Source organism: Streptomyces sp. Rer75, from assembly GCF_013414305.1.
Classification (GTDB): domain Bacteria; phylum Actinomycetota; class Actinomycetes; order Streptomycetales; family Streptomycetaceae; genus Streptomyces; species Streptomyces himastatinicus.
The window spans coordinates 360,641-374,214 of sequence record NZ_CP058693.1 but is presented as its reverse complement, the minus strand read 5'-3'; the positions used below and the strand labels follow the sequence as shown (position 1 = coordinate 374,214).

Genomic DNA, 13,574 nt, shown 5'->3' with positions numbered 1-13,574 from the left:
TCCGGCACGGAGCCATCCGGCGATCCGGTAGTGATCGTCGGAATGGCGTGCCGATACCCAGGCGGGATCCATACTCCCGAAGACCTGTGGAGCCTCGTCGTGTCCGGGCAGGACGCGACCGGCGGCCTCCCCGCCGACCGCGGCTGGGACCTGGCCGCCCTCGCCGGCGACGGCGAGGGCCGCAGCGCGTCCCAGCGGGGCGGCTTCCTGCGCGGCGCGGCGGAGTTCGACCCCGGCTTCTTCGGGATCAGCCCGCGCGAGGCGCTGGCCATGGACCCGCAGCAGCGGCTGCTGCTGGAGGTGTCCTGGGAGGCGGTCGAACGGGCGGGAATCGACCCGCTGTCCCTGCGCGGCAGCCGGTCGGGTGCGTTCATCGGCACCAGTGGCGAGGACTACTCACTTGTCGTCCAGCGGGCGGAGGAGGACCTGGCCGGGCACGCCGTCACCGGCACCTCGCCGGGCGTGGCGTCCGGCCGGCTGGCCTACTTCCTCGGCCTGGAAGGCCCGGCGATCACGGTGGACACCGCGTCGTCGTCCTCGCTGGTGGCGCTGCACTGCGCGGTGCGGGCGCTGCGGGCGGGGGAGTGCTCGCTGGCGCTGACCGGTGGCGCGACCGTCATGTCCACCCCGCGTGGTCTCGTCGGCTACTCCCGGCAGGGCGGGCTCGCGCCGGACGGCCGGTGCCGCGCCTTCTCCGACGACGCGAACGGCACCGCGTGGGCCGAAGGCGTGGGCGTACTGCTGTTGGAGCGGCTGTCCGACGCGCGGCGCCACGGTCATCCGGTGCTCGCCGTCGTGCGCGGCAGCGCGGTGAACTCCGACGGCCCCTCACGCGGGTTGACCGCGCCGAACGGCGCCTCCCAGGAACAGGTGATCCGTCAGGCCCTCGAGGACGCCGCACTGGGCACCTTCGAGGTGGACGCGGTGGAGGCGCACGGCACCGGCACCCGAGTGGGCGACCCGGTCGAGGCGCGGGCCTTGCTCGCCACGTACGGCCAGGGCCGGACCCGCCCGCTGTATCTCGGCTCGCTGAAGCCGAACCTCGGCCACGCGCAGGCGGCAGCGGGCGTGGCGGGCGTGATCAAGACGGTGCTGGCGCTGCGGCACGGGACGCTCCCGCGCACCCTGCACCTGAACGTGCCCACATCCCAGGTGGACTGGGCGGCGGGGGCGGTCGAACCGCTGCGTGAGAACACCGCGTGGCCTGATACCGGTCGCCCGCGGCGCGCCGGGGTGTCCTCGTTCGGCATCAGCGGCACCAACGCGCACGTCGTCCTCGAACAGGCGCCGCCGGTCGCCCCGGCCGACGAGTCCGAGCGGAACCCGGAGATCTCTCCGGCCGTGGTGCCCTGGGTGGTGTCGGCCAGGACCGAGGCCGCGCTGGACGCCCAGTTGGACCGGATCCGGTCCACTCCGGTGTCCACAACGGATCCCCACTCCGCCGTCGATGTCGGATTCTCCTTGGCCACCGGCCGTTCGGCGTTCGACCACCGGGCGGTCCTGCTCGCCGCCGGCGGGAGCCTGTCCGAAGCGGCACGCGGCGTCGCCGGGAAGAGCCGGACGGCGGTGGTGTTCTCGGGGCAGGGCACCCAACGAATCGGCATGGGGAGGGAGTTGTACGGCCGTTTCCCGGTGTTCGCCGAGCGGCTGGACGCGGTGCTGGCGGAGTTCGAACGCCATACGGACCTGTCGCGGATGAACGTGCCGCTGCGGGAGGCGCTGTGGGGCGAGGACCCGGCCCTGCTCGACCGGACCGGGTTCGCCCAACCCGCGCTGTTCGCCGTCGAGGTGGCGCTGTACGGGCTCGTGGAGTCGCTGGGCGTGACGCCGGACCTCCTGACCGGGCATTCGATCGGTGAGGTGACGGCGGCACACGTGGCCGGGGTGTTCTCGCTCGTCGACGCGTGCCGCCTGGTGGCCGCGCGCGCTGGGCTGATGCAGGCGCTGCCGGAAGGCGGAGCCATGGTCGCGGTGCAGGCCACCGAGGACGAAGTGCAGCCCTTACTGACCGACCGCGTGTCGATCGCGGCGGTCAACGGCCGGTCGCGGGTGGTGCTCGCCGGAGTGGAGCGTGAGGTTTTGCGGATCGCCGGTACGCTGGCGGCCGAAGGTCGCAGGACCACCAGGCTGTCCGTGTCGCACGCCTTCCACTCGCCGCTGATGGACCCGATGCTCGCGGAGTTCCGGCGCATAGTGGAGCGCCTGGAGTTCCAGGAGCCGCGCGTCCCCGTGGTGTCGAACCTGACCGGGCGGCTCGCGACGGACGGGGAGCTGTGCTCGCCGGAGTACTGGGTGCGCCACATCCGCGACACCGTCCGCTTCGGCGACGGCCTCGCCACCCTCCGCGCGGCGGGCGCCACCGTCCTGCTGGAACTGGGTCCGGACGGCGCGCTGTCCGCCATGGCCGGGGACAGCCTGGCCGGTACGCGGGTGACCGCGGTGCCCGCCCTGCGCAAGGACCGCGGTGAGGAGACCGCGCTGGTGACCGCACTGAGCCGGCTGCACGTGGCCGGGGTGCCGGTGGCGTGGCGCGCGTTCTTCGCGGGCACGGGCGCACGCCCGGTGGACCTGCCGACCTACGCCTTCCAGCACGAACGCTTCTGGCCGACCGTCCCGGCGGACGGCAGCGGCACGTACCAGAACGGCTCGGGACACCCGCTGCTGGGCACGGTCGTGGAACTCGCCGAGGACGCCGGCCTGGTGTGCGGTGGCCGCGTCTCGGTGGCCGCGCAGCCATGGCTGGCCGACCACAAGGTGTGCGGCCGGGTCGTGCTGCCCGGCACGGCCCTGGCGGAACTGGCCGTCCGGGCCGGTGACGAGGCCGGATGTGCCCACCTCGAAGAGCTCGTCCTCACCTCTCCGCTCGTCCTGCCCGAATCCGGTGCGGTGGAACTTCAGCTGCGGGTCGGGGCCGCCCGGGAATCGGGACGGCGGCCGGTGACCGTGCACGCGCGGCCCGTCCCGGCCGTCGGCGCGCCGTGGACCGAGCACGCCTTCGGTGTGCTCGCCCTCAAGAGCGGCGGGGACGCCGGGCTCGACACGGCCGCATGGCCGCCTCCGGGGGCCGAGCCGGTCGAGGCGGAGAGTTTCCGGCGGCGGTGGGCCGAGGCCGGATTCTCCTACGGGCCGATGCTCCAGGGGCTGCGCGCGGCCTGGCGGCGCGGCGCGGACGTGTTCGCCGAAGTGGTCCTGCCACCGGGAGCCGACGCGGCCACGTTCGTCCTGCATCCCGCGCTGCTGGACGCCGCCAGGCACGCCACCCCGCCCGGCGCCGACATCGGCCTTCCCTCGTACCTGCAAGGCTTTTCCCTGCATGCGTCCGGTGCCACGGCACTGCGCGTGCGGCTCTCGCCCCAGCGGGACGGTTCGCTGGCGATCGAGGCCGTCGAACCGGGCGGGGCGCCGGTGCTGTCGGTCGACGCTCTGTTCGTACGCCCGGTGCCGCGGCTCGGTGACCCGTCCCCGGCGGCCGAACCCGTCGCCGACCGGCCCGCCGAGCGACCCGGAGTCGACGTGACGCGGCCGGAGAAGCTGCGGGGCATGCCCGCCGCTCGACGGGCCCGCGTCCTGCTCGACCTCGTGCGTGCCGAGGCGGCCGCGGTGCTGGGCCACGCGGACCCCGACCAGGTGGACGCGAACCTGGCCTTCCGGGAACTGGGCTTCGACTCGCTGACCGAGACCGAACTGCGCGCGCGGCTCGGCGCGGCCACCGGGCTGCGACTGCCCGACACCCTCGTGTTCAGCCATCCGACCCCCGCGTCGGTCGCGGACCACCTGGCGGACCGCATTGGGGACGGTCACGCGGACGACACCGGACCCGACGCGAAACCGCCCGATCCGGCGCCCGATCGGGTCTCCACCGAGGACATCGATTCGGTGCCGGTGGACCGATTGCTCGACCTCATCGACGAGGAATTCGAACTCCAGTAAGCAGCCAGCCACACTTTCGTTCAGCCGTGAGGACGGTCCGGTGCCAGAAGACCAGCAGGGAAAAATCGTCGAGTACCTCAGGCGGGTCACCGCCGACCTGCGGCGGGCGCGAGCGCGGGTCGAGGAACTGGAGCAGCGCGCCGGCGAACCCATCGCGATCGTCGGCATGGGCTGCCGCCTGCCCGGCGGCATCGGCTCCCCTGAGGAGCTGTGGGATCTGGTCCGCGCCGACGGGGACGCCATCACGGGGTTTCCCACCGACCGCGGCTGGGACCTGGGCGCCCTGCACGGCGACGGCCCGGGCGGCAGCCCCACCCACGAGGGCGGATTCCTGGCCGGGGCGACCGAGTTCGACCCGGGCTTCTTCGGCATCTCCCCGCGCGAGGCGGCGGCGATGGACCCGCAGCAGCGGCTGCTGCTGGAGGTGTCCTGGGAGGCGCTGGAACGGGCCGGTATCGACCCGCTGGCCCTGCGCGGCAGCCGCTCCGGCGTGTACGTCGGCACCTACCACTGGGGTTACCGGCAGCCGCCGGACGCGGACGGCGACGACCAGCAGGGCCACGTGATGACCGGCACCGCGGCCAGCGTTCTGTCCGGCCGCCTCGCCTACACCCTGGGCCTGGAGGGCCCGGCCGTCACGGTGGACACCGCGTGCTCGTCCTCGCTGGTCGCGCTGCACATGGCGGTGCGGTCGCTGCGCGGCGGGGAGTCCTCGCTCGCCGTCGTCGGCGGGGTCACGGTGCTGTCGGACCCGGCGATCTTCCCGGAGTTCGGCAGGCAGGGCGGGCTGGCCCCGGACGGGCGGTGCAAGGCGTTCTCCGAGCAGGCGGACGGCACCGGCTGGTCCGAGGGCGTCGGGGTGCTCGTCGTCGAACGGCTGTCGGACGCGCGGCGGCAAGGTCATCCCGTACTCGCGGTGGTGCGCGGCAGCGCGGTGAACTCCGACGGCGCCTCGAACGGCCTGACGGCGCCGAACGGACCGGCGCAGGAGCGGGTCATCCGGCAGGCACTGGAGAACGCCGCGCTGACCACCTCCGACGTGGACGTGGTCGAGGCGCACGGCACCGGGACCCGGCTCGGGGACCCCGTCGAGGCGCAGGCGCTGCTCGCCACGTACGGCCAGGGCCGGGAGCCGGACCGCCCGCTGTGGCTGGGCTCGCTCAAGTCGAACATCGGCCACACGCAGGCGGCCGCCGGAGTCGCCGGGGTCATCAAGATGGTTCAGGCGATGCGCCACGCCACGCTGCCTCGTACGCTGCACGCCGGAACGCCCTCGTCGCGGGTGGACTGGTCCGCCGGCCGGGTCGCGCTGCTGCGCGAGACCGTCGCGTGGCCGGAGACCGGCCGGGCCCGGCGTGCGGGGGTGTCGTCGTTCGGGATCAGCGGTACGAACGCTCATGTCGTCCTGGAACAGGCCCCCGAGATACCCGGGGCCCCCGAGGCCCTGGGGGCGCCGGAGAGCGACGCCGACCCGGTGCGGGTCGTGCCGGACGCGGTGCCCTGGGTGGTCTCCGCCAGGACCGGCGCCGCTCTCGACGAGCATCTCCTCCGGGTGCGGTCCCTGGCGGGCCGGCCGGCTTCCCCGGCCGACACCGGATTCTCCCTGGCGAAGGGCCGGTCGGTCTTCGAGCACCGCGCCGTGCTCCTGGGCTCCGCCGAGGGCGCACCAGAACTCGCCAGGGGCGTCGCGGCCGAACGGCCACTCGCAGTGCTGTTCTCGGGACAGGGCAGCCAGCGGATCGGCATGGGCCGCGAACTGCACGCGCGCTTCCCGGCCTTCGCGGAAGCATTCGACGCGGTACTCGCGGAGCTGTCCGAGCACCTGCCACCGCCCGGCACCACCGGTCTCCTCCGCGAAGTGATCTGGGGCGACGACGCCGAGCAGCTGAACCGCACCGGCTTCGCCCAACCCGCTCTGTTCGCCATCGAAGTGGCCCTGTTCCGCCTCGCGGAGACATGGGGCCTGAAGGCCGACTACCTGGCCGGGCACTCGATCGGTGAGATCGCGGCTGCTCACGTCGCGGGAGTGCTGTCCCTTCCGGACGCCTGTGTGCTGGTGGCGGCCAGGGCGCGGCTGATGCAGGGCCTGCCCGGCGGTGGGGCGATGGTGGCGGTCGAGGCGGCTGAGGACGAGGTCCGGCCGTTGCTGTCCGGTGAGGTGTCGGTGGCGGCGGTGAACGGGCCGTCGTCGGTGGTGCTGTCCGGCGAGGGGACAGCGGTCGAGGAGGTCGTCGCGCGGTTGGAGGGCCGTCGGACGAGGATGCTGGCTGTCAGCCATGCGTTTCATTCGCCGCTGATGGACCCGATGCTGGAGGAGTTCCGTGCGGCAATCGGCGGGCTCACCTTCCACGAGCCGCGCATTCCGGTCGTGTCGAATGTGACGGGGAGGCTCGCGGCGGCCGGTGAGCTGGGCTCGCCCGACTACTGGGTGCGCCACGTCCGCGAGACCGTACGGTTCGCCGACGGCGTGCGCGCGATCGCCTCCGAGGGCGCCGGTGCCTGGCTGGAGCTGGGACCGAACGGCGTCCTCACGGCCATGGCCCAGGAGTCCCTGGCGCCCGACGCCGTCGTCGTTCCGTTGCTGCGCGAGGACATCGGCGAAGAGCTCGCGGCCGTGACCGCGCTGGCGCGGCTCCACGTATCGGGTGTGGCCGTCGACTGGCCCGAGCTGTTCGCGGACACCGGCGCGCACCGGGTCGACGTACCCACCTACCCGTTCCAGCACGAGCGGTTCGCGCCGCCGGTCGCAGACACACCCGCCCGGGACGGCGGCGACGCCGAGGCGGAGTTCTGGGCGGCGGTGGAGCGGGAGGACGTCGAATCGCTGGCGACGAACCTGCACGCCGACGCCGCGGTGCTGCGCGTCGTACTGCCCGCCCTGTCCTCGTGGCGGACCCGCCACCGCGAGAGGTCCACCGTGGACTCGTGGCGCCACCGCGAGACCTGGCGGCGGCGGAGCTTCCCGCCCGGGAAGGCATCAGGCACCTGGCTTGTCGTCACCCCGCAGGGCGGGCCGGACGAGGACTGGATCTCTGCCGTCGCCCATGCCCTGGGGCCGGATACCGTCCGCATCGAGGCCCGGGAAGCCTGGGAAGCCGGCGACGCCGGCCGTACCGCCCTCGTCGAACGCCTCACCACCGCGGCCGACGGTCTTCCGTCCGTGGCCGGGGTGCTCTCCCTGCTGGCAGCGGACGAGTCAGCGGACGACACGGGTGTACCCGCCGGGCTCGTCCGCACGACCGCGCTGGTGCAGGCGCTGGGCGACGCCGGACTGCACTGCCCGTTGTGGTGCGTCACGCGCGGCGCGGTGGCCGTGAATGACGCCGAGCACCCGGACGGCCCGGCGCAGGCGGCGGTATGGGGACTGGGACGCGTGGCCGCGCTGGAGTACCCGGACCGCTGGGGTGGCCTGATCGACCTGCCCACCGAGCTGAACGAGCACTCGGCCGCCGCCTTCGTCGCGGTACTGGCGGGCCGGGACGGCGAGGACCAGGTCGCCGTACGGCCGTCCGGTACGTACGTACGCAGGCTGGTGCCCGCCCCGGCCCCGCGCCCCGCGGCGGAGTGGGAGCCGTCCGGCACCGTGCTGATCACCGGCGGGACCGGTGCGCTCGGCGCGCACGTGGCGCGCGCGCTCGCCCAACGCGGGTCGGCCGGGGACGGAGCGGCCGGGGGCGGCGGACCGCGCCTGCTGCTCGTCAGCCGGAGCGGCCCCGCCGCCCCGGGCGCGGCGGACCTGCGACGGGAGCTGACCGAGCTTGGCGCGGACGTCACCATCGCCGCCTGCGACGCCGCGGACCGGGCGGGGCTGGAGGCCGTACTGGCGGACATCCCCGCCGACCGGCCGCTGACCGGGGTGGTGCACGCGGCGGGTGTGCTGGACGACGGCGTACTCGACCGGCTGACCCCGGACCGGTTCGCCACGGTGTTCCGCGCCAAGGTCGCGTCGGCCCTCCTGCTCGACGAGCTCACGCGTGACGCGGACCTGTCGGCGTTCGTCCTGTTCTCCTCCGTGTCGTCGGTCGTGGGCAATCCCGGACAGGCCAACTACGCGGCCGCCAACGCCTCGCTGGACGCGCTGGCGCAGTATCGGCACGCGCGGGGCCTGCCCGCGACCTCGATCGCCTGGGGAGGCTGGGGCGGCGCCGGCATGGCCGCCCGACCGGGGTCCGGAGCAGCCGGCAGCGTCGCGCTCGCGAGGCTGGATCCGCGGCTCGCGGTCTCGGCGCTGTCCGAGGCGGTCACCGAACCGCATCCGACGCTGGTGGTCGCCGACCTTCAGCACTTCGCGTCGCAGGCCCCGCCCTCCGGCCTGCGCCGGACCCCACTGCTGGAAGAGCTGCCGTACGCGCGGCGCGCGCTCCGCGAGGACAGCGCACCGGCGCCGCGGCTGCGCGGGCGGCTGAGCGACCTCCCGGCGGCCGAGCGGGCCGCGCTGGTGCTGGAGACGGTACGGGAGCGCGCGGCCGCGGTGCTCGGGCACGCGCCCGCGAACGCGACGCACCTGGTGCACGCGGACAAAGCCTTCCGGGACTCCGGATTCAATTCCTTGACCGCGGTGGAGCTGCGCAACCAACTCGCGGCCGAGACGGGACTGGCGCTGCCCACCGGCGTCGTATTCGACTACCCGACCCCCCGGCTGCTGGCCGGACATCTGCTGGCCGGACTGGGCGGTGAGCGGCCCGCCCCGGACGTACCGGCCCCGCCCGCAGCGCCGCCCGCAGCGCCGGCCGGGGCCGCCGACGAACCGCTGGCGATCGTGGGCATGGCCTGTCGGCTGCCCGGCGGCGTGAACACCCCCGAGCAGCTGTGGGAGCTGCTGGCCCAGGGGCGGGACGCGATCTCGGACTTCCCCGCCGACCGCGGCTGGGACCTCGGTGCCTTCGGCGGCGACGGGCCGTGGAGCGGCGCGCGCTTCGAGGGCGGATTCCTCTATGACGCGGCCGACTTCGACGCCGCGTTCTTCGGGATCTCCCCGCGCGAGGCGGTGACCATGGATCCGCAGCAGCGGCTGCTGCTCGAAGTGTCCTGGGAGGCCGTCGAACGCTCAGGGCTCGACCCGCGGACCCTGCGCGGCAGCCGCACCGGGGTCTTCATGGGCAGCAATGGGCAGGACTACGCGCACGTGGTGACCGGATCCCGCGAGGACGTGGCGGCCCACGCCGCCACCGGACTCGCGGCGAGCGTGCTCTCCGGCCGCCTCTCCTACACCTTCGGGTTCGAGGGCCCGGCCGTCACCGTGGACACCGCGTGCTCCTCCTCCCTGGTCGCCCTGCACCTGGCGACGCGGGCGCTGCGCGCGGGCGAGTGCTCGCTGGCCCTGGTCGGCGGCGCGACCGTGATGACCGACTCGGTCAGTTTCGCACGGATCTCCCGGCTGGGAGCGATCGCGCGCGACGGCCGGGCCAAGGCGTTCTCCGACGACGCGGACGGCACCGGATACTCCGAAGGCGTCGGCGTGGTGGTGGTCGAGCGCCTGTCGGACGCGCAGCGCAACGGGCACCGGATCCTCGCGGTGGTACGGGGGAGCGCGGTCAACCAGGACGGCGCGTCGAACGGCCTGACCGCGCCCAACGGCCCCGCCCAGCAGCGCGTCATCCGCCAGGCGCTCGCCGACGCGGGCCTGTCCGGCGCGGACATCGACGCCGTGGAGGCACACGGCACCGGCACCCGGCTCGGCGACCCGATCGAGGCGGGAGCGCTGCTGGCCACCTACGGCCGGCAGCGGCCGGCGGACCGGCCGCTGTGGCTGAGCTCGCTCAAGTCCAACATCGGCCATACCCAGGCCGCGGCCGGGGTCGCGGGCGTCATCAAGACGGTGCTGGCCCTGCGGCACGGCACGCTCCCCCGGACCCTGCACGCCGACACCCCGTCCTCGCGGGTGGACTGGTCCGCCGGCGCCGTGGAACTCCTCACCGAGCAGCGGCAGTGGCCCCGGGCGGACCGGCCGCGCCGCGCCGGGGTCTCGGCGTTCGGCATCAGCGGAACGAACGCACACGCCGTCCTGGAGCAGGCACCCGACACCCATGAACACCCCCCACCCGAGACCGACGGCCCCCTACCGTGGGTGCTCTCGGCGCGGTCCGCGACCGCGCTCGGCGAACAGGCCGCACGGCTGCGGGCGTTCGCGCTGGAACACCCGACGTCCCAGCCCGCCGAGGTGGGATGGTCCCTGGCCACCACCCGCTCCGCCTTCGACCACCGCGCGGTCGTGCTCGGGAACAACCGCGACGAACTGCTGCGCTCCCTCGACACACTGGCGGCCCAGGGCAGCGCCTCCGGCCTGGTGCGCGGGACCGCGCTGGACAACGAGACCGGCCCGGTGTTCGTCTTCCCGGGCCAGGGCTCGCAATGGTGGGGCATGGGCCGGGAACTCTTCGCGGCCTCCCGCGTCTTCCGGGACACCGTGACCGCCTGCGCCGACGCACTCGCCCCGCACATCGACTGGTCGCTGACCGACCTGCTGACCGGGTCCGGCGATCCCGAAGCGCTGGAACGAGCTGACGTCGTACAGCCCGCGCTGTTCGCGACGATGGTGGCGCTGGCCGAACTGTGGCGCTCCCACGGCGTCGAACCCGGCGCCGTCGTAGGGCATTCCCAGGGCGAGGTCGCCGCGGCTCATATCGCCGGCGCCCTGTCGCTCGAGGACGCCGCCGCGCTCATCGCGCTGCGCAGCAGGACGATGCTGAAGCTGGCCGGGCACGGCGGCCTGATGTCGGTGGCCGCCCCCGCCGGGCGGGTGAGCCCACTGCTGGAATCCTGGCCGGGGAGGCTGTCCCTTGCGGTGCTGAACGGGCCCTCGTCCGTGGTGGTCTCCGGAGATCCGCCGGCGCTGGACGAGTTGATGCGGGAGTGCGAGGCCCAGGGCCTGCGCGCCCGCAAGGTGCGATCCGACATCGCGGGCCACGGACCGCAGGCCGAAGCCGTACGGGACGAACTGCTGTCCGTCCTGGCGTCGCTGCGCCCGGTGTCCTCGCGGGTGCCGTTCTACTCCACGGTGACCGGGGAGCGGCTGGACACGGCCACGCTGGACGCCGACTACTGGTACGCGAACCTGCGGCAGATGGTGCGCATGGAGCAGGCCACCCGGTCGCTGCTGGCCGACGGCCACCGGATCTTCGTCGAGACGAATCCGCATCCGCTGCTGGCCGGCGCGATCGAGGAGACCTGCGAGGCGGCGGGCGCCGACGAGGCGGTCGTCCTCGGCTCGATCCGCCGGAACGACGGCGGCGCCCGGCGCTTCGTGACCTCGGTCGCCGAGGGCTGGGTGCACGGGCTCCCGGTTGACTGGCGTACGGCGCTTCCGGACGGTTGTCGTGGTCCCGTCGACCTGCCCACCTACCCGTTCCAGCACCGGCGTTACTGGCCGGAGCCCAAAGCGGAGCGCGTACGGGCCGTCGGTGGCGCCGGCGCCACCGACGGTGAGGACGCCGCCTTCTGGACCCTCGTGGAGAGCGGCGACCTCGACGCGCTCTCCGCGGAACTGGGCATCGACGCCGACGACGGTCAGGATTCCCTCTCCGTCGTGCTGCCCGCGCTGTCCGCGTGGCGCGAGCAGCACCGGCGGCGGTCGGCCGTGGGTGCCTGGTGCTACCGGACCGACTGGACCCGGCTGCGGGAACCCGCGACCACCCCGCTCACCGGCAGGTGGCTCGCGGTGGTCCCGGCCGAATGCGAGGGCGACCCATGGGCCGAAGCGGTGCTCGATGCCCTGGGACCGGACGTGGTGCGGATCGATATCGAGTCCACCGAGAACACCGACCGCGAGCAGTTGGCGGCCCGACTGGCCCATGCCGGTGAAACCTCTCCCCACCCCGCCACGGAGTTCACCGGCGTCCTCTCGCTGCTGGGCCTCGCCGAGCGGCCGCGCTCCGGGTTCACCTCCGTCCCCAGCGGACTGTCCGCGACCCTCGCCCTGGTCCAGGCGCTGGGCGACGCGCGGCTGCGCGCGCCGCTGTGGTGCGTCACGCGCGGCGCCGTCTCGGCCGCGCGGGACGACCGGGTCAGCCACCCGGCGCAGGGCGCGCTGTGGGGCTTCGGCCGGGTCGTCGCGCTCGAACAACCGGGCCTGTGGGGCGGCCTGGTGGACCTCCCGGAGACCCTGGACCAGCGCGCCGCCACCCGCTTGGCCGGAGTGCTGGCAGGGCTGGACGGCGAGGACCAGGTCGCGGTCCGCGCGTCGGGCGCCTTCGGCCGCCGACTGGTCCACGCCGAACCCGCCCCCGCACGGCCCGAGCGGCCGTGGCGTACGCGCGGAACCGTGCTCATCACGGGCGGCACCGGCGGTCTGGGCGGGTATCTCGCCCGGTGGGCCGTCGAGCGCGGTGCCGGGCATGTCGTGCTCGCCGGCCGCCGCGGCCCGGACGCGCCGGGCGTCGTCGGGCTGCGCGCCGAACTGGAGGACCTGGGCGCCCGGGTGACGGTCGTGGCCTGCGACGTGGCCGACCGCGACGCGCTCTCCGCCGTGCTGTCGGCCATTCCCGCCGAGTTCCCCCAATTCCCGCTGTCCGCGGTGATCCACGCCGCCGGGGTGTCGGACGGCGACAGCGAAGCGGCGTCGCTGACCCCCGACCGGCTGGACGCGCTGATGCGGCCCAAGCTGACCGCCGCGCTCAACCTGCACGAACTGACCACGGATGCCCGGCTGGACGCGTTCGTCATGTTCTCCTCGGGCGCCTCGGCCTGGGGCAGCGGCGGACAGCCCGGTTACGCGGCGGGCAACGCCTACCTCGATGCGCTGGCCGAACACCGCCGTGCCCGGGGCCTGACCGCCACGTCGATCGCCTGGGGCGCCTGGGGCGAGGCAGGTATGGCCACCGACCCCGGCCTGGTGGAACAACTGGCGAAGCGCGGCGTTCTGCCGATGGAGCCGCCGAAGGCCATCGCCGCGCTCCAGCGGGTCCTTGACGACGACCGGACCACCATGACGGTGTCGGCGATGGATTGGGCCGCGTTCGCCTCCAGCTTCACCGTGTCCCGTCCCAGCCCGCTGCTGTCCGGCCTGCCGGAGGCCCGCGAACCGGCGCCCGCCGACAACACGGGGAAGGCCGGGGACGCGGGGGACGCGGGGGACGAAACCGCGGACGGTGCGCCGTCGCTGCCGCGCCGCCTCGCCGAACTGCCCGACGCCGAACGGCGCCGCGTACTGCTCGACGCCGTACGGACCGAGGTGGCCGCGACCCTCGGACACTCCGAGACGGACGCCGTCCCGGCCGACCGGGCCTTCCGCGACCTCGGCTTCGACTCGGTGAGCGCGGTGGAACTACGGAACCGGCTCAAGGCGGTGACCGGGCTGCCCCTGCCCGCCGCGCTGGTCTTCGACCACCCGAACCCCACCGCCCTCGCCGGGCACATCGGGGCCGAGCTGTTCCCCGGCACGCGGGAGCCCGCCGAGGACCCCGAGGCCGAGGTCCGCCGGGTGCTGGCGTCCATCCCGCCGAGCAGGCTGCGCAAGGCCGGACTGCTGGACCTGGTGCTGCGACTCGCGGACAGCGGCGGTGACGACACCACTCCTGCGGGCCCGGCGCAGACCGGTCCCGTAAACGACCTTGACGACCTCGACGGCGAGAGCCTGCTGCGGCTAGCGGCCGAGACCACCACGGAATGACGCACGGCATGGCGCACGGCCCGAGAGCCGGACTCAC

2 protein-coding genes are annotated in these 13,574 nt (G+C 74.3%); both read left to right on the top strand.

Going from position 1 to position 13,574, the window contains the following annotated elements:
- Positions 1–30 precede the first annotated feature (30 nt).
- Positions 31–3,930, top strand: a complete 3,900-nt coding sequence (locus tag HYQ63_RS01195) for a type I polyketide synthase (RefSeq protein ID WP_257232553.1) — start codon at positions 31–33, stop codon at positions 3,928–3,930.
- Positions 3,931–3,970: 40 nt separating this feature from the next.
- Entirely contained in the window at positions 3,971–13,537 is a 9,567-nt protein-coding gene (locus HYQ63_RS01190; RefSeq protein ID WP_179932072.1) for a type I polyketide synthase, read from the top strand.
- Positions 13,538–13,574 lie beyond the last annotated feature (37 nt).